We start from the raw sequence: 17,996 nt of genomic DNA, 5'->3' as shown, positions 1-17,996 counted from the left end.
GTTCTAACGAAAAGAAGGGTGTTTCTTCTCATTACCCATTCTAAAGGCCTATTAAAATGATTCTATTATCCTTATTTTTAACTATTAGGTCAGTAAATATTTATTTTGCTAGTACAATTTATTTTATGTAACGGACGAGTATCGTGATAATCGGACAAGATCTTTGAAAAAAAATCTTTTATTTTTCGTTTTTAAAATAGAAAGTAACCAGGAATCGACACACTTTTCCGCTTTCTTTTTGTATAATGTTATTGCAGATAGTAATATTATAGTTTTTTAAGCAGATCCTTTCGTGAAAAGGGTCCAGTAAAAGGTAAACTTGCCGAAAGGCAGGGGCACAAAGTCGCGGGTCTAAGGTAGAGATACTATGACAGCCGGATTGCCTGGGGACGTAAAATCTTAGGGGGAGATTTTTTGGAAAAGTCCAACCAGGGTAGCAACAGAGAACAGCAGTTTATTGATCTGGATCAAGAGTGGGTACATTTATTATTAGCAGCTAAGAAGGCTGGCATTAAGGCAGATGAAATCCGCCAGTTCTTTCATGAGAAAACTGTGCAGATCGTGCAGTAATACATTAGAGGGGTTACATATCGAAAAAGGGCACAGCGGTTCTTCGCTGTGTCCTTTTTCGATATGATTTAGTAGAAGAGAGGATCGTACCAGATTAGTAGGAAGTATTAATCCTTTTGATCGAGCTTCCATTTCTGATAGTCCAGAAATTCTTTGAATTCGCGTTTGCTAATGCCTGAGTCCATAGCTTCCTGCACCAATCGGAACCATTCCGAATCTAAATGTGATTCCTCTGCATCATTTGGTTCTCCATAGAGTAGGGCATGAATGGATACCTGAAGCGCGTCAGCGATCTTTTCGATAAACTGGATGGATGGATTGGATTGGATGTTTCTCTCCACGTTGCTAAGATACGACTTAGCCACATCTGCTCTGTCCGCAAGCTCAGATAGGGAGAAACCCTTGTCTAGGCGGAGCTGCTGGATACGTTGGCCCATATTCTGTGGCACTATGCTGACGCCCCTCCGTAATTTTTGTTATTAGTATAGCAAATATCAATAAATCGGACAAAGTTTATTGTAAAGAGAAGAGCAGCAATCTGCTTATCCGTGGCCGGATTCAGGATCTGCTGCTCTTAGAGTATTTTATTAAATTACTTTATTGATCTTAGTAGTCTTTTTTCGCACCTTGTTTAGCTACGAAATCCCAAGTCAGTGTTAAGCTATCGCCTTGGAAAATATTTTGATCTTGGTTATTTTCCACAAATTCGAATTGGACGGAGAAGCTGTCATTGGTACCGGCTTTAATACCGGATGCTTCGGTAAAGAGTTGATCCCAACCTGTATTTTTTACGAGATCCGGATGCTGACTTTTTAAAGCAGCAAGTGTAGTCTCATAAACTACATTTTCAGGAGAGACGATAGGTACCCCTTTATCATTATTTCTAAGGAATTTAACTTTAATGAACTCGGCTAAATCCAGGTAGTTATCTCCTTTAGCATCCGTGATTTGAGTCGATGTATTCAGAATGATAGATCCGATATCGAGCGAACCATCGTTTTTCAATTTGAAGGATTTAGTTACAGTATCACCTGGTTTCAGGTTAGGAATATTAACGATGACAGAAGGGTCGGAGTTCAGATCGAGTGTACCCGCTGCGAATGTAGCTGTGCTTTGCGCAGTGTCGCTAAAGTATGCGAAGGTTCCTCCGCCGATTAATGATAAACCCAGTGCTGCAGATGCTACGCCAAGACCCAATGTTTTCTTGATACCCATAATAAAATTCCTCCTCAAATTTGTGTTTGAATTTTTTATAAAATTTATATATTGTATCTTCCGGTTCGTAAGCGGAAGTGGACAATCAACTTAGGGCTGTGTTTCTGTTGGGGACGGTGAGGCTGGCAGTAGGGCAGTATTTTTCTTTTCTAATGCAGCTACAGCCTTCCAAGAGGTATACAGAGCATAGAGCAGAAGCATCAAGCCAGGCACGATCATGAGGACTACACTTCCAGCTTTGGAAACCGCGAAATTCATAGCGTAACCGACATAGGGTACAGTGACCCCGGTATACTGAGCTACAACATTCGCAGAACTGGTAGGGTTCATGTCGGGTGCGTCGTTGTTATCGCCTTTAGTGCGATAAACAGCTTCACCAGTAGCGTTATTGACGGTCGCTTCTACAATCCGGTGAGTAATGAGCAGATTATCTTCGTTCCTAAAGGTGATGACATCGCCTGGTTTGAAACGATTCATATCCCCTCCGGGTTTTAATGCGACAATTGAGCCTGTCTGAATTCCTGGTTCCATCGATCCTGAGAGTACGGTTTTGATCTCATATCCGAAGAAAGCAGGTTCACCACCGGAGGCCTTGGATAACACTACGGCTGCCACCAGCAGAATAAAGATCACAAGCATTAAGCTCGATAAGGTATTATTGATAATTTTTTTAATTCGCATCTTATTCTCCACCTTTCTCAGGTTGAGGGTCCGAAGGAGCTTGGGTTGCTACCGGCGGGGTAGTCGTACTGTCTTCCGCCTTTGGCGTCTCTTGTGGAGCCTCTTGCTGAGGAACATCTTTTGGAATTGTGAGCTCTTCACCAATTTCCGGCTTAACCGGGTCAGTGGCTGGGGCTTCAGGTTGTTCTTTATTTGGGGCTTCCGGAGCAGCTTCACCTGACGTTGGAGGGGTTGCCTCAGCTTTCGCTTTATCCTCGGCTTCTTGTTGCTTTTTCTCCTCAGCCAAACGTTCTTCTTCCTTCTTCGCTTCTTCTTCTTTCTTTGCTTGCTCTTCTTCTAGCCGAGCTTTTTCAAGCTCTTCTAGTTTTTGCTCGCGAGTCTGACTGATCATTTGGAGTTTATCTTGAAGGGTAGTGATACCTGAGGTTGCCGATTCTTTAAGGTTAGTCAATTCGGTATTTAGAGCTTCATAAGTGGAGGTGAGGTCGCTAGAGATCACGCCATCTGGTTGAGTGAAGGTAATCAGGAATGGCAGTGGCTGTGGGAACTCTCCTTCGCGTAATTCAAGTTGTCCATAAACATCACTGGTAACTACCGAAGCGAATGGAAGACCGACATCGTGTATGGAGGTTAGGTAACTAATAACTCCATTTAAGGAAGCATTCAAGGATTCCGAGATCACACCGCTTTGATTCAGGCTGCTTTGTAAATCTCTGAAAAATTGCTCATCCTTGATTTCTAGACAGTTTGAATCTAGAGAAGTCATATATCCTCCTATCTGGAAGAGTAAGGCTGCTGCTGCACTTAGCTCATTGTGGATTTGATTCCAAATTTGGCTGTTAGCCGCTAGTTGCTCGTTAACGCTATCTATTTGGGATTGAAGCGCCGCTATTTGCGAAGAAATCTCTTGTGCAGCGACATCAAGCTCTTCCAGCGACATCCCTTCTATTCCCGAAACGTCCGAGTAGTTAGCTGATGAGGAAAAGGGTTGTAGTGATTCTTTTAAAGTGAGCGCTCGATTAACATGTTCTTTGAACTCTGTAAGCAGTGCCTTGATCGAATTCGGAAATACTTCGCAAAAGCTAATCGTGCTAGTGGTTTGCGCAGCAGCTCCAAAGCCTCCATAGGTACCACCAACTTGCTGCGAGGTATATAGAAATAAGACGGAGACAGCCATTCCTGATTGCAGTATACGTAAACCAATTTTCCTGTTTCTTCTAGGTCTTCTCCTTGCTGATCTGGGTCTCAGAGGAATACCTCCCCTCAATGTCTGTTTCTTTGGTTCGTTATTATCGTTCTTTATTAAGAACAACTTCTGTAATGAATCATACATGGAATAAAACAAAAAGAAAACTGCCAATAACGCGCATTTGTACTCTATAAAGAACAAAAATGATAATTTATCTCTAAATAACTCCATTTATCGCTCGATTACTAAATATATTCGCAATAAAGAACGAACTATTAGGGTGATTCGCATAAAAATACCCGGCTCGCAGTAAAAACGCGAGCCGGGTATAAGTGGAGTAATGAAGTTGAGAATATAAATGTATATGTTACGGAAGTTTTGAACCACGTGAACTAACATACAGGTCGTACCATTCCTTACGGCTAAGCTCCAGCTTGTCCGCATCGGCACAGGCAGTAATACGCTTCGGATTCACAGTTCCAATAACAGGCTGAATGGCAGCTGGATGTGTCATTAGCCAAGCCAATACAATAGCTTCGGGTGTTGTTCCTTTTTCATCTGCAAGCTGTTGGACCATAGCTGCTGTTTGGACGATATTCTCCGGTTGATCCTCTAATGAACGCCCGCTAAATAGACCTTGGGCGAGTGGCCCCCAGGCTTGAAGCTGAATGTTCTCCATTCGACAATGTTCAAGGGTTCCCTCAGGAAAGATAATATCCTTCCAGGGTTCACGATTTACACTGATTCCAGCATCCACCCAGCTGATCTTAGCCAAGCTCATATGCAGCTGGTTTACGATAAAAGGTTCATCGCAATAAGTCTGCAGCAGCTTGATCTGAGCGGCGCTAATATTGGAAACCCCGAAATGGCGAACCTTACCAGCGGCCTTCAGTTGATGTAATGCGGAGGCTACTTCCTCAGGATCCATTAAGGGATCGGGTCTATGCAATAGAAGAATATCAATGTATTCGGTCCCAAGTCGTGACAATATTCCATCTACACTGTTCAGAATATGTTGGCCAGAGAAATCAAACGTATTAGTGCTGTCCCCAGGCTCCATTAGCTTAATTCCACATTTAGATTGAATTATAATTTCTTCACGTAGTCCTGGACGATCCTTAAAAATCTGACCGAATACCTTCTCCGCCTTGCCACGAGTGTAAATATCTGCATGATCAAACATGTTGATGCCGATGGAAAGTGCGGCATCGACCGCTTCATGCCCTTGTTTAACATTCTCCGCAGTAATCGGCTCATGGTCCCAGTCACCGCCTAGTCCCATGCAGCCTAAAGCAATGCGGCTTGCGGGAATCCCGCGCTTGTTTAAAGGTAACGCTTTCAACAATGTGATTCCTCCTTGGAAAATATGATTGCGTACTTGTAGTTATTGTACACTCTCAGAAGCCCGTATGGTATTTTTTGTCGCTGGAAGAGCGGTGTTTGGTCTCCTCTTTATTCTTTTCCTCTTGCTTTTCCAGTGTCAAATCTTCCATCGGAATCGGGTCTACATTCTGCTCACTTTCATGAAGATCGAATAGACTTTCTTTCTCTGTTGGATATTGTTCCGGGTGATCCCGTTTATCACTATTCAGCTGATGTTTTTCTTGGGTCATTTTTACCGCCTCGTCTTCCTTTGAGATTTAATGGATATTGCGCTCGTTAATAAACGTATTTTGACTCCCTTAAACAGAAAAAGAGGCCATTAGGCCTCTAAATTCAACGGTGTCCCTATGTCTTTTAGCTTGCGTGCTACAACATCATCGTATAGGCGCTGCAGCCATATCAGCTCAGTCAGGGTGTGCTCATATGTACCGTACATTAGATGCAGGGCAGAACGAGGCACGATGGAGATATGCTCCTCGTATACCTGATAAGCCAGATTAACCTGATGTTCTGTTTCCCGTAGGCGTTCCTCGAGCAGCTTCTCAACCTTGCTCTGATCGATATGACGGGACATAGCCAGGGCCATATACATCGGATGATAGAAGGGTTCGTTTTTCTTAATTTGTTGCAGGATAAGCTGTTCGAATAAAGCTTTACCTTGCTCCGTTATGGCATAGATTGTTTTGTCCGGCCGATCACTGCTGCGGATGACCTCTAAAGCTTCTATATAACCATCTTGTGCAAGCTTATCCACAGCATAATAGAGTGATCCCATCTGCAGCTTCGTGATCCGGTCCATGGAACGTTCCTTCATCACTAATGTGATTTCATAGGGATGCATGTTCCGCTCCAGCAGTAAACCTAGAATGGCTAATTTCATGGACATAATGGTTACCTTTTGCCCTCTGACGCCTGAACAGCTTTAGCAGGAATGGTAAGACGGTCTTTTGGCATGAGCAGTACAAAGACTAGACCGAGCACTGCAGGAATCAAAGCCCACATAAAGGTTTGAGCAATAGAGGTGGATAACGCACTTGATATTTTTTCTAATATTTCAGCAGGGATCTTCGCTCTTGCTTCAGGTGTTAACGCAGCGCGTGGATCTCCGAAAGCTGCTGACTGTTCACTACCGCCAAAAGCATCGCTTAGACTGTTAGTAAAGCTATTCCGCTGAATAATCCCGAAGATCGTAATTCCCAGCGTCATTCCAAGGGAGCGCATGAAGGTACTGGTTGATGTTGCCGACCCCCGTTGACGCATATCGAAATTATGGATAGCTGCCATGCTCAGCACGGAGAAGGAAAAGCCTACGCCGAACCCAGTCAGAGCCATAAATACATTAAGCATGAGGCGGGAGGTATCTGGTGATAAAGTGCTTAGGCTGTAGACCCCTGCGACAAAGCAGACTGCGGATAGGATCATAATGTTGCGGAAGCTGGTTTTTGTTGTAAGCAGCCCCCCGGTCTGACTGCCAACGACCGTACCGATCATCATCGGCATAAGGATCAGCCCTGAGTTCGTAGCTGAGCCGCCAAATACACCCTGCACAAAGATAGGGATATAAATAGTAGCTACGATAAAAGCAGAACCATAAAATAAGCTGGTCACGCTGCTTGTTGCAAACAACCGTTTGCGGAACATAGCGAACGAGATCACAGGTTCAGCAGCTACTCTCTCAATAAGGATAAACGCCAGCAAGAGAACAGCAAAACCTACGAATAAGCCAAGGATGGCACTGGAATCCCAAGCATATTGATTACCACCAAGTTCCAGAGCGAACATTAGGCAGATAATCGCGCCAACCAGAGTGAAGGCTCCGCCCCAGTCAATGCGCTGTTTAGCGTGGGAGATCGACTCCTTATAAGAAGTTGCAATCAGGAACAGTGCAATAATTCCTAGCGGCAGGTTAATGTAGAATACCCACTGCCAACCAACATAGTCGGTAATATAGGCACCGAGTAAAGGTCCAAGTACACTGGAAATTCCGAAGACGGCTCCAAAGAGACCGGTCAATTTCCCTCTTTTTTCAGGCGGGTAAATGTCGAAAACGATGGTGAAGGCGATTGGCATTAGTGCACCGCCGCCGATCCCTTGAATGGCACGGTAAATGCTGAGCTGTGTGATACTGGTGGCAGTACCGCACAGAGCCGAGCCAATCAGGAATACAATCAATCCGAAAATGAAAAAACGTTTACGTCCGTACATATCAGAGAGCTTGCCGAAGATAGGGGTCCCGGCCATTACCATTACCATGTAAGCCGAGGTGACCCATACGATTTTATCCAGACCGCCGAGATCTGAGACTATCGTTCCCATAGCTGAAGCTACAATGGTATTGTCCATTGCGGACATAAGAATACCAAGCAGCAGGCCAACTACTACGAGTTTAAGATTACTTTCTTTAGTATGCATGCTTCGCAGCTCCTTCTTCTAAATAGTGATAGTTCTGTTCGAAAAATGTTCATAATTGGAAGCAAAATTTATTATATTCAAATTTGAATAGGGAGGCAATAGTTTTTTTGAAAAATAGAGATGTATAGCCAACCATAGAAGAATACGGCGGTAATAAAGGGACAAACTACCGGTGGAGATCATCTGTGGATGAATTAGGAATGCCTCTTGACATACCCTACGGGGGTATATTATATTATAACCAAGGAGGCTGATTCTTATGTCTACTGCCAAGAAGGAGCAAGCTGCAGAATCCTGCGACATAAATTGTCATTCTTCATCATCAGGAGAACGAAAAAGTCATCATTCGGCAGAATTCAAGAATAACTTGAATACGCGCCTCAACCGGATTGAAGGCCAGATCCGCGGGGTAAAGGGTATGATTGAGCGGGATACCTATTGTGATGATGTGCTCAACCAGCTCGCAGCGGTACAGGCGGCGTTAAATGGTGTCGGTAAGTTGCTGCTAGAAGGGCATATGAAAAGTTGCATTGTTGAGCGAATCGAAGCTGGCGAACATGAGGTTATCGACGAGCTCCTAATTACGGTTAACAAATTAATGAAATAATAAGCTAATGCTTCTAGAGCATAGCTTCACAACATTTATTGGAGGTTATATTAATGTCAAACGCTACATTAAACGTTGAAGGAATGTCTTGTGGTCACTGTGTTAACTCCGTAGAGAAAGCCGTAGGCAATCTTGGAGCAACAGCTAAAGTTGATCTTGCTGCTAAGAAAGTTTCCGTCGAGTATGATGAGAACAAAGTAAGCCTTGGCGCGATTAAAGAAGCGATTGAAGATCAAGGGTATGACGTAGTTTAGTTTGAAGCACAGTAATAAGGCTTGGAGTGATATGGGGAAGCAACCCGAAGCTCCAATGCCTTTTCTTTTAGAAATTATCATACCCTATAGGGGTATGTGGAGGCGTGGAAATCATGGATAAAACCAAAACAACAGCTTCACCAAACGAACAGCAGGCAACTGTACAGATTACAGGGATGACTTGTTCCGCTTGTGCAACCCGGATTGAGAAAGGTTTGTCCCGGATGGACGGCGTATCTCGTGCGAATGTGAATCTAGCCTTGGAACAGGCTACTGTTGGATTTGATCCGACAGTATCAGGGTTGCCACAAATTGAAGATAAAATCCGTTCTCTTGGTTATGACACTATTAAAGAATCTGCGGATTTTGATATATCGGGGATGACCTGTGCTGCTTGTTCCTCACGGATTGAAAAAGTGTTGAGCCGTACACCGGGCATAGCAGCAGTTAATGTGAATTTGGCGCTGGAAACAGCACATGTAGAATATACACCCGGTAATATCAGTCCAAGGGAGATCATGGAGAAGGTAAGCAGTATCGGCTATAAAGCTTCTCTTAAAGAAGACCGCAAAGATCATGTGGATCGTCGTGGAAAAGAAATTCAGCATAAAAAGTGGAAATGGATCATTTCTGCAATTCTTTCGTTCCCATTGTTATGGGCGATGGCGGGTCATTTCTCCTTCACCGGCTGGATTCCAACACCGGATATATTTATGAATCCTTGGTTCCAGCTTGTTCTGGCTACCCCTGTGCAATTTATCATCGGTTGGCAGTTCTACGTCGGTGCCTATAAAGCCCTTCGTAACCGGAGTGCCAATATGGATGTGTTGGTCGTATTAGGGACGTCGGCAGCTTATTTCTACAGTCTTTATCTGACCATTGATTCCTTAAGCATGAAGGGAATGAATCATACTGTAGAAATGTATTATGAGACGAGTGCTGTACTCATTACCCTTATCCTCGTCGGTAAATGGTTTGAGGCGCTGGCGAAAGGCCGTTCCTCTGACGCAATCAAAAGCTTAATGGGGCTTCAGGCAAAAACCGCCCTCGTAATTCGGGATGGGCAAGAAATGAATATCCCGACAGATGAAGTCATTCCTGGCGATATTGTATTGGTGAAGCCCGGTACTAAGGTGCCTGTGGATGGCGAAGTTGTCGAGGGATCTTCTTCTGTGGATGAGTCGATGTTGACCGGAGAAAGTATTCCTGTGGAGAAAAAACCAGGGGATACCGTGATCGGTGCCACTATGAATAAGAATGGTATCTTGAGAATCAAAGCAAATAAAGTGGGTCGCGACACTGCGCTGGCTCAAATTATCCGAGTAGTGGAGGAAGCTCAAGGCTCCAAAGCTCCGATTCAACGGATTGCCGATGTAATCTCAGGGATTTTTGTGCCGATTGTTGTGGGTATTGCTGTGATAACGTTTCTGATCTGGTATTTCTGGGCAGCCCCTGGCCAGTTCGCTGATGCCCTCGAAAAAGCCATTGCAGTGCTCGTAATCGCTTGTCCATGTGCGCTAGGTCTGGCAACGCCAACCTCCATTATGGCAGGATCGGGCCGGGCAGCAGAGCTTGGAATCCTCTTCAAGGGTGGGGAGCATTTAGAGGGAGCGCAAGGGATCCAGACCGTTGTGCTAGATAAAACAGGTACAGTGACGAATGGTAAACCCGTGCTTACTGATGTTGTGACAACAACTGGAATTGCAGCTTATGGAAAAGAAAACGCGGAAAACCGTTTGTTAGCTTTAACTGCAGCCGCCGAAAAGCTATCAGAGCATCCACTTGCGGAGGCTATTGTTGCTGGCGCCGCTGATAGAGGTTTGGCTTTGCCTACTGCTGAGCAGTTTGATAATGTGCCCGGACGTGGAATTATGGCGGTTATCTCTGATCAGCAGGTTATGGTAGGCACACGGCGGATGATGGAAGATCATCAGCTCGATATCACAGAATGGACTCCAATTATGAAGAAGCTGGAGGAGTCGGGAAAGACAGCTATGCTAGTAGCGGTAGAGGGAGAAATCGCTGGAATTGTGGCCGTTGCTGATACGATTAAACCGACCTCAAAAGCGGCTGTAGCCGCGCTTCATGATATGGGTATTGAAGTCGTTATGATCACTGGTGACAATAAAATTACAGCTGAGGCTATTGCGAAGCAGGCAGGGATCGAAAAAGTGTTAGCAGAGGTTCTGCCAGAGGGCAAAGCTGAAGAGGTTCGCAAGCTCCAGCAAAATGGGACTAAGGTTGCCATGGTTGGGGATGGGATCAACGATGCTCCGGCACTGGCTACTGCCGATACGGGTATGGCGATTGGGACAGGAACGGATGTAGCTATGGAAGCAGCAGATATTACGCTGATGCGCGGGGATTTGAAGAGTATTCCTGATGCGATTATGATGAGCCGCAAAACGATGAGAAATATTAAACAAAATTTGTTCTGGGCGCTTGCTTACAATACAATAGGAATACCGATTGCTGCACTTGGGTTTCTAGCCCCATGGCTGGCAGGAGCTGCGATGGCATTTAGCTCCGTGTCTGTTGTCTTGAATGCACTTCGGCTACAGCGGGTAAAGCTGTAATATCACCATCACTATTTAGGGAGTGGCCACAGTGCAAGTAAATAACGATACAATTTCTCTGTTAATGAAACATGCCTCTGTCCGCAAGTTTCAGGATAAGCCAGTAAGTGAAGATCAGCTTAGCGCTATTATTGGAGCAGCTCAGATGGCTTCAACCTCAAGCAATGTTCAGGCCTATAGTGTTATTGCAGTTACTGACCCGGCACTAAAGACGGAGCTTGCGGGATTAGCGGGCAATCAGGCTTATATAGAACAATGCCCAGTGTTTTTGGTCTGGTGCGCTGATCTGTATCGGCTGCGCGAGGTGACGAAACCTCATTTGCAGGGAGAGACTTCTTATGAAGATTCTGCTGAGAACCTGATTGTAGCTACCGTTGATGTTGCGCTTGCTGCACAGAATGCTGCAGTGGCTGCGGAATCACTAGGACTTGGAATTGTATATATCGGTGGAATCCGTAACCGGATCGCTGAGGTATCGGAATTGCTGGGACTGCCTGAATTGGTCTACCCGATATTTGGGATGTGTGTGGGTTATCCTGACGGAGCTTCGGGCCTGCGTCCGCGGCTTCCACTAGAGGCTGTTCTGCATCGTAATCGCTACAATGCGGAAACCACTGTGGAGCAGGTCAAAACTTACGATAAAGTCTCTTCAGACTATATGCGTGAGCGGACCCACGGTGCCAAAGACACCCCTTGGTCGGCCATTATGGCGGAGCGATTGGCACAGCCAGCACGGCTGCATATGAAGGAGTTCCTGCTGGAAAAAGGATTCCTTCGAAGATAACTAAACTTTCTTCACCTAAAGAGGCTGCCTTATTAGTAGTTCATTCTACTGATAGGGCAGCCTCTCTTTTTTATTCGGAGCCAGGAAGGTGACAGTTGTCATCTTAAAGAAATGACAGTCCATACTAATGTCATGTCTCCTTTTTCCATATGATTGAAATAGATCAAACGCATTCGGAAGCGGAGGGATTACGTTATGGATAATATTATAGAAATGCACGGAGTCAGCAAAATATATAAGGATAAAAAGGCCGTAGATAATATCACCTTTAACATTGCTAAAGGTTCGATTACAGCTATTCTGGGACCGAACGGAGCGGGTAAAACAACGGCATTAGGCATGCTGCTGGGGCTAATAGAGCCTACCGAGGGTACAGTGGAGTTGTTCGGGCGTCATCCGAAGGATAAAGCAGTACGAGAAAAGACAGGAGCGATGCTGCAGGAAGTAAGTGTAATGGATCGGCTAAAGGTGCGGGAGATCATTGATCTGATCCGCAGCTATTATCCAAAGTCTATGGATATGGAGTTTCTAATTAAGGCTACTGGACTTGCGCCAGCCGATTTGAATAGATACGCCGAGAAGCTCTCGGGCGGTCAAAAGCGTAGTTTGGGTTTTGCGCTAGCCCTCGCGGGTAATCCGGAGCTGATCTTTTTCGATGAACCTACAGTCGGACTTGATATTACTTCCCGGCGGCGGTTCTGGGAAACGGTTCGTGGACTTGCGGAGCAAGGAAAAACGATTGTGTTCACGACCCATTATTTGCAGGAAGCAGAAGATATCGCGGATCGTATTCTGTTATTCAGTAAAGGCCACTTAGTTGCGGACGGAAGTCCAGATGAGATTAAATCGCGGATTGTGAAGCGTTCCGTGTCCTTCCTGCCTGTGGGTGATCGCTCGCAATTGCGCAGCAACCTGCTAGACCTAGCTGCTATAGAGGATTGTTATGAAAAAGATGGCCGCATTCATGTGACCACAGAGGATACAGATGAGGCGCTTAAAGCGATTTTTGTGGCTGGACTTCCCGTGAAGGATGTTCGAATTGATCAGGGACGTTTGGATGAGGCTTTTGAACAATTGACCATGAACCAAGAGGAGGCTGTCTAACCATGAGACTAATTACTGTACAGTGTAAAGCAGAAATGCTGCGGATCATCCGTAATCCCTATTATGTGTTCTGGTCTTTGCTCATGCCCATCATGTTCTATTTCATCTTCACCCGGGTGGTCAATACAGGTAGCGATGACCTAACGTGGCGTGCTCATTATTTAATGTCTATGGCGACCTTCAGTGTAATGGGCTCAGCCATTATGACGCTTGGCATCCGGTTGGTGCAAGAGCGAACACAGGGCTGGACCACCTTTATTCGGATTACACCGCTGCCGGGTTCGATCTATTTTTTCGGAAAAATGTTCGGACAGACGATGATGCATCTGTTTTCGGTCATTTGTATTTTTATCGCAGGCTATTTAATCAATGGCGTCTCTTTATCCGCGGGTCAATGGGTGCTTAGCGGGCTGTGGATCCTGATCGGTTCTCTACCATTTTTAGCGATTGGTACGCTTGTAGGTGCTATGAAACGGGTGGATACAGCCAGTGGAGTCAGCAACGTGATTTATATGGCTCTTGCTGTAGCAGGGGGCATGTGGATGCCGATTGAGATTCTGCCACGATTAATGCAGCGGATTGGTCATTGGTTGCCTTCCTATAACTATGGGAATGGAGCCTGGGAGATCGTTCGTGGATCAGCTCCGACGTGGAGTAATGTCTTGATTTTGCTCGGATATTTGGTAGTTTTTATGTTACTATCGGTCTATATTCGAAAAAAACAGGAAGCGGTGTGAATGAATGGCTGAGCGTGCGAAGTTCCGGTTATTTCCACAAAAACAGGGGTTTTTCCCTTTTGTATGGGCTGTTTATCTGGTTTTGCCCATCCTGAATTTGCGCGGGGAGACTGGAATGAAGCTCATTCTGGGCGGGATTATGATAGCGGTATTTGCCCTCAGCTATCGCCAGCTGTATTGGGTGCGGGGTGGAGTGTTTAATGTTTGGTTAATTATTCAAATGTTGATCATCGTGGTGCTTAGTGTGTTCTATACCCCCTATAATCTGTACATGGGCTTTTTCACCGCAAATTTTATCGCATATTATACGGAGAATAAAGGTTTCAAAATTGCATTTACTTCTTTTGTGATCATGATCCTTTCGGTGCTGGTCTTAGTGGGTCGTGGGATGGAGTGGGGAAGTGTGATATTTTTAGCTCCGTTTATTGTTATTATGTTGATTAGTCCGTTCGGAGTGAGGTCCATGAATCGGAATCAGAAGCTGGAGAAAGAGCTGGATCAAGCGAATGAGGTAATTAAAGAGCTGGTGAAGCGTGAGGAACGAATGCGAATCGCCCGTGACCTGCATGATACCCTTGGCCATACCTTGTCCTTGATTACGTTAAAGAGCCAACTCGTAGAGAAGCTGGTGACGAAAAATACGGAGCGAGCCCAAGAGGAAGCGCGGGAAATCCAGCGCACTTCACGGGCTGCGCTCCGTCAAGTGCGTGAGCTAGTGTCGGAAATGCGTGCGGTCTCAGTAGCAGAGGAACTGGCTGAAGCTGGAGAGATGCTGCGGACGGCAGAGATCGCCTTAGAAGTGGAAGGGGATATCTCTCTGGAGGGGGTATCCGACCTGACGCAAAATATCCTCAGCCTCTGTATCAAAGAAGCGGTGACTAATATCGTGAAGCATAGCAGAGCGGATAAATGCTTCATAGGAGTGGCAAAGCTGGCTGGAGAAGTGCGAATTACCGTTAAAGATAACGGCATTGGCCTACAGCACGGGGAGAAAGGGAACGGCGGGCTTAGCGATGGAAATGGCATGAAGGGGATGGCGGAGCGCCTATCCCTGATTGATGGCTCCCTGTCGCTAAGCTCAGCTGAGGGTCAGGGAGCTAAGCTGATCGTTGCCATCCCGCTAATCGTAAAAGATGCACAAGGGGGTGAGACTGCATGATAAGCATTGTTATAGCGGAGGATCAACGTCTGCTTCGGGGAGCGATGGCTTCTTTGCTGGATCTTGAAGACGATATCGAAGTAGTCGGAGAAGCTTGTGATGGGGCGGAGGCGTTAGCTTTAATCGACAAGCTTCAGCCGGATGTCTGTCTCATGGACATTGAAATGCCGTTCAAGAGCGGGCTGGAGGTTGCAGAAATATTGCGGAGTAAGGGTTGTCCGACCCGTATTATTATTTTGACTACCTTTGCCCGTCCGGGATATTTTGAGCGTGGAGTAAAGGCTGGTATTCAAGGGTATTTGTTGAAGGACGAGCCTGTAGATAAGCTAGCTGAATCTATTCGTCGTGTCATGGCTGGACATCGGGAGGTATCTCCGGAGTTAGTCTTTGGCAGTCTGCGGGAGGAGAATCCATTAACAGCACGGGAGCGAGAGATTTTAAAACTGGCTGGAGAAGGGCAAACCGCGAGCGAGATAGCCTTTTCGCTGCATCTGTCTTACGGCACTGTCCGCAATTACATCTCTGAAATACTCAACAAGCTGGAAGTGAAAAGCCGGATTGAGGCGGTACGGCTGGCGGAAGAAAAAGGCTGGATTTGAGGGGAGAAGGGTATTGTTATGCAAATATTTCTGATTCGTCATGGTGATCCGGACTATTCCATAGATAATCTAACGGAATTCGGGCATCAGGAAGCAGCGGCATTGGGAAAACGCATGGCATCTAGCGGTCTGGATGAATTATATGCTTCACCATTGGGGTATGAACTATCGCCCAAGGGGATTAATGGGTAATCATGTTTAAGGTGACTGATTAAGAGCGAGCTAGGATATTGTCTATGAAGTGAAAGGCCATCCCGCAGAGGATGGCCTTTTTTTTAAATACAACAAGAACGTATAAGTTCAGCACGATACATTATCCTTCTATTTCTCGCATAAGCGCTTACCGTTCTTTAGGGACATCGAAGGCATTTTTGTTTGCATATAAGAATCGTGCCCCTTGCCCAGTTCCTGATTTCCACTTGCTATTGTACTAACGGACTTAGATGCAGCTATTTGTACATTTTAAGCCTTTTGGAGGAAGTTGTGGACTCGAGAGATCTTATTTTCCATAAATGGAGGGAATATCGTGCTATTTTAGTGATATAAAGTCTCTGAAGTCCGTTAGCATCCCGGAACAGCGAAATAGTTACGAATAAGGGCTGTGGTGTCCGAACGCAATTCTGAATTCTGCTCGCAATAAAGCTACATTGGCAGATAGCAGCAGCTTTTCATGAAATGGTCGACTCATTTTAGTTTTGAGCCTACTCTATCTGAAATTCCACTCTTCACCGTGGATTTAATTTCACCTGTGAACCTTTGCCGCCTGTCTGTATGCCCGTTTCCTTCGTTCCAACTTCCTTCAAGTCAGTCACTAGTCGCTCCAATACGGCCTTGGAGGCAGCCGCTTCTTTGGCGCCGGATGCCTTCACGACTAATTGCACCGGCTTGCCGGAGCGGAGATGCTTATCAGCCTGACGGAGCTTAGTATCGTAGTCGTGCTCTTCAATATGAGCAGTAAAGCGGAGTTCTTTGACCTTCTCCTTGCTGCCGCCCTTTGCAGCTGAACCCCCACTGGCCTTGCGTGCTGAGGCTGCTTCTTTCTGCGCGGCCGCTTTTGCTTTGCCTTTTGCAGTTAGGCTGCAGGGCGGTGGGCTGCTCATTAGCGAGGTGCATACCAGATCAGCACCTGCTGATCTGGCCATGGCCAGCGCCTCTTCCCGGGAGACGATACCCAGCTTCTCACCCCTAAGTCCTGTAAGGACTACTTCGGATGCTCTGATTTGTTCATTGATTAATACTGCCACTTCTATGAATCCTCCCCTGATAACGATGATAAAGCTATCATATATGGAACTAGCTTGAGGTTCAAATGTGGAGCGTAGGATTAGCGTTACTAATCCTCTCAATTTCTTCTTTTATGATTTTTAGGATTAGTTTTTTAGATGATGTTGCTAGATATTCTCGGTTGCGCCGCTGCAATATACCCACTTGAATGAACGGCTCGCTTAGTTCAACATCTATTTTTACGATATCTGTCATTAAAGCTGTCGAATCAAGCACTACCCCTACCCCAGGGTTCTTTCTTACAAAATGAGGAATAGCAGAAATTTGGCTTATGGTGGATAAAGTGGGCTTTGATTCGAATCTCGAAAATTGCTTAGCTAACCGAAGGTGATATAAGCAAGTGCGTCCTCCAGCTATAATTGGATATTCAAGAATTTCTCGAAATGAAATCTCGTCTCGTCCGCTTAAAGGATGATTTTCATCTACTATAAAAGCGATCTTTTCGTGATAGAGCGGTTCGAAATAAAAGAAAAACAGGTCGGACGGCTCACCGCAGATGGCAAAATCCAGTTCACTTTGTAGAACAAGTTGTGAGAGGGAATCAGTGTTACCCTGAATGAAGTTACATGCCATCTTTGGTTTTTGCTCCTGAAACTTTCGCAAGGCGTTCGGTAGGACGGATTCCATCATGGATTCAATGCCTCCGATATGAAGTGTGCCAATTTCGTCATGCTGTAAAGCTTTGGTGAGTTCTGATACATAGTTCCAATGTTGAATAAGGTTATCGATTTCCGCTGCAAAAACTTGTCCAGCACTTGTCAGTTCTACTTCCCAGCCTCTGTGAAAGAGTTGTATGCCCAGTTCTTTTTCAAGTCGTTGAATTTGGTTGGTAATAGTAGACTGTGCATAATTCAACTTCTCTGCAGCGCGTGAGAAAGTGCCTTCTTGAAGAATGGTCTTAAAAGCCATCAGTTCTTTTAGATCCATCGATTGTCACCTCTATCGGTATAATTGATTAAGATTATTATCTTATTCAATTATATAAATCAAAATACTGAGAGTACAATAAAAGAATTCCAAAGAAGGAGTGAATTAAAATGCCATTCATTAGAGTCAGTTATCTGGAGCAACAATACGACATTCATCAGCTAGAAGGAATATGCAGAGCGATTATGAGCGCGTTAATTCAGCATTTCCATGTACCGGAGGATGATATGTTTCAGGTTTTTCATGCGCATAAAGCGGGGGAATTTTTTTATAGTAAAGATTATTTAAATATTGAACGAAGCGACGGACTGATATATATCCAAGTTACGCTAAAATCCGGAAGATCAACGGAACAGAAGAAAAGCTTTTACGCGAGGCTAGCCGAGGAATTATCGATGACGCTAAACATCAGAAAAGAAGATATATTCATTGTGCTCGTCGATACGGAATTCGAAGATTGGTCGTTTGGTAACGGTGTTGCTCAAATGCTACAACCTCCGGTTAGGGAGGTGTAA

The 17,996-nt window shown here is 45.3% G+C and carries 21 protein-coding genes and 1 riboswitch; of the genes, 11 read left to right on the top strand and 10 right to left on the bottom strand.

The features are described from left to right. Positions 1 to 302: 302 nt before the first annotated feature. Positions 303 to 387: riboswitch (cyclic di-GMP riboswitch) on the top strand. A 27-nt stretch (positions 388 to 414) separates the two neighbouring features. Further along, positions 415 to 570, top strand: a complete 156-nt coding sequence (locus NST45_RS25285) for an anti-repressor SinI family protein (RefSeq protein WP_232061118.1) — start codon at positions 415 to 417, stop codon at positions 568 to 570. A gap of 107 nt (positions 571 to 677) precedes the next feature. Here the strand turns inward: NST45_RS25285 and NST45_RS25280 are convergent, their stop codons facing one another. The 8 genes from NST45_RS25280 to NST45_RS25245 all read right to left on the bottom strand — a co-directional run bounded on the left by NST45_RS25280 (position 678) and on the right by NST45_RS25245 (position 7,450). Continuing rightward, entirely contained in the window at positions 678 to 1,007 is a 330-nt protein-coding gene (locus NST45_RS25280) for a helix-turn-helix domain-containing protein (protein ID WP_036682795.1), read from the bottom strand. 169 nt (positions 1,008 to 1,176) lie between these two features. Then, entirely contained in the window at positions 1,177 to 1,785 is a 609-nt protein-coding gene (locus NST45_RS25275) for a TasA family protein (protein WP_036682781.1), read from the bottom strand. Between the two features lie 90 nt (positions 1,786 to 1,875). Further along, entirely contained in the window at positions 1,876 to 2,466 is a 591-nt protein-coding gene (locus NST45_RS25270) for a signal peptidase I (protein WP_038568375.1), read from the bottom strand. A gap of 1 nt (position 2,467) precedes the next feature. After that, positions 2,468 to 3,643 (bottom strand): hypothetical protein, encoded by a 1,176-nt coding sequence (locus tag NST45_RS25265; RefSeq protein ID WP_038568378.1) that lies wholly within the window; start codon positions 3,641 to 3,643, stop codon positions 2,468 to 2,470. A 379-nt stretch (positions 3,644 to 4,022) separates the two neighbouring features. After that, on the bottom strand, positions 4,023 to 5,000 hold the full coding sequence (locus tag NST45_RS25260) for an aldo/keto reductase (protein WP_339824133.1): 978 nt from the start codon (positions 4,998 to 5,000) through the stop codon (positions 4,023 to 4,025). 52 nt (positions 5,001 to 5,052) lie between these two features. Beyond that, positions 5,053 to 5,268, bottom strand: a complete 216-nt coding sequence (locus NST45_RS25255) for a hypothetical protein (RefSeq protein ID WP_051491260.1) — start codon at positions 5,266 to 5,268, stop codon at positions 5,053 to 5,055. An 89-nt stretch (positions 5,269 to 5,357) separates the two neighbouring features. Then, entirely contained in the window at positions 5,358 to 5,924 is a 567-nt protein-coding gene (locus NST45_RS25250; protein WP_339824131.1) for a PadR family transcriptional regulator, read from the bottom strand. A 5-nt stretch (positions 5,925 to 5,929) separates the two neighbouring features. Continuing rightward, a complete protein-coding gene (locus tag NST45_RS25245) occupies positions 5,930 to 7,450 on the bottom strand; it encodes an MDR family MFS transporter (RefSeq protein WP_036682771.1) in 1,521 nt (506 codons plus the stop codon). 259 nt (positions 7,451 to 7,709) lie between these two features. Between NST45_RS25245 and NST45_RS25240 the strand changes: the two genes are divergently transcribed. From NST45_RS25240 to NST45_RS25200, 9 genes are all read left to right on the top strand, one after another. Next, positions 7,710 to 8,057: a metal-sensitive transcriptional regulator gene (locus NST45_RS25240; RefSeq protein ID WP_051491259.1), complete on the top strand. Its 348-nt coding sequence runs from the start codon at positions 7,710 to 7,712 to the stop codon at positions 8,055 to 8,057. Between the two features lie 53 nt (positions 8,058 to 8,110). Continuing rightward, on the top strand, positions 8,111 to 8,311 hold the full coding sequence (copZ, locus tag NST45_RS25235; protein WP_036682768.1) for a copper chaperone CopZ: 201 nt from the start codon (positions 8,111 to 8,113) through the stop codon (positions 8,309 to 8,311). A 113-nt stretch (positions 8,312 to 8,424) separates the two neighbouring features. After that, complete coding sequence (locus tag NST45_RS25230; protein WP_036682766.1) at positions 8,425 to 10,887, top strand: heavy metal translocating P-type ATPase; 2,463 nt, start codon at positions 8,425 to 8,427, stop codon at positions 10,885 to 10,887. Between the two features lie 31 nt (positions 10,888 to 10,918). Continuing rightward, entirely contained in the window at positions 10,919 to 11,671 is a 753-nt protein-coding gene (gene nfsA, locus NST45_RS25225; protein WP_076101226.1) for an oxygen-insensitive NADPH nitroreductase, read from the top strand. Between the two features lie 195 nt (positions 11,672 to 11,866). Further along, positions 11,867 to 12,775 carry an ABC transporter ATP-binding protein gene (locus tag NST45_RS25220; protein WP_339824129.1) on the top strand — a complete coding sequence of 303 codons (909 nt, stop codon included), beginning with the start codon at positions 11,867 to 11,869 and terminating at the stop codon, positions 12,773 to 12,775. A 2-nt stretch (positions 12,776 to 12,777) separates the two neighbouring features. After that, positions 12,778 to 13,512 (top strand): ABC transporter permease, encoded by a 735-nt coding sequence (locus NST45_RS25215; protein WP_036682760.1) that lies wholly within the window; start codon positions 12,778 to 12,780, stop codon positions 13,510 to 13,512. A gap of 4 nt (positions 13,513 to 13,516) precedes the next feature. After that, the gene (locus tag NST45_RS25210) at positions 13,517 to 14,671 is read left to right on the top strand and encodes a sensor histidine kinase (RefSeq protein ID WP_038568385.1); all 1,155 of its coding nucleotides are present in this window, start codon (positions 13,517 to 13,519) and stop codon (positions 14,669 to 14,671) included. Continuing rightward, entirely contained in the window at positions 14,668 to 15,270 is a 603-nt protein-coding gene (locus NST45_RS25205) for a response regulator transcription factor (protein ID WP_036682756.1), read from the top strand. The genes NST45_RS25210 and NST45_RS25205 overlap by 4 nt, the downstream gene beginning before the upstream one ends. Positions 15,271 to 15,288: 18 nt before the next feature. Then, entirely contained in the window at positions 15,289 to 15,462 is a 174-nt protein-coding gene (locus NST45_RS25200) for a histidine phosphatase family protein (protein ID WP_081386973.1), read from the top strand. A gap of 533 nt (positions 15,463 to 15,995) precedes the next feature. On the opposite strand, the gene infC is transcribed toward NST45_RS25200, so the two are convergent. Both infC and NST45_RS25190 read right to left on the bottom strand, forming a co-directional pair. After that, positions 15,996 to 16,514, bottom strand: coding sequence for a translation initiation factor IF-3 (gene infC / locus NST45_RS25195; protein WP_076101229.1), 519 nt, complete (start codon positions 16,512 to 16,514; stop codon positions 15,996 to 15,998). Positions 16,515 to 16,575: 61 nt separating this feature from the next. Further along, entirely contained in the window at positions 16,576 to 17,481 is a 906-nt protein-coding gene (locus tag NST45_RS25190) for a LysR family transcriptional regulator (RefSeq protein ID WP_339824126.1), read from the bottom strand. A 110-nt stretch (positions 17,482 to 17,591) separates the two neighbouring features. On the opposite strand from NST45_RS25190, the gene NST45_RS25185 reads away from it, so the two are divergent. Further along, complete coding sequence (locus NST45_RS25185) at positions 17,592 to 17,996, top strand: tautomerase family protein (protein ID WP_076185657.1); 405 nt, start codon at positions 17,592 to 17,594, stop codon at positions 17,994 to 17,996.

The organism is Paenibacillus sp. FSL R7-0163, assembly GCF_037969975.1.
Lineage (GTDB): Bacteria > Bacillota > Bacilli > Paenibacillales > Paenibacillaceae > Paenibacillus_AQ > Paenibacillus_AQ odorifer.
Note: the sequence above shows the minus strand (reverse complement) of the source record. Positions and strands in the feature narration are given on the sequence as shown.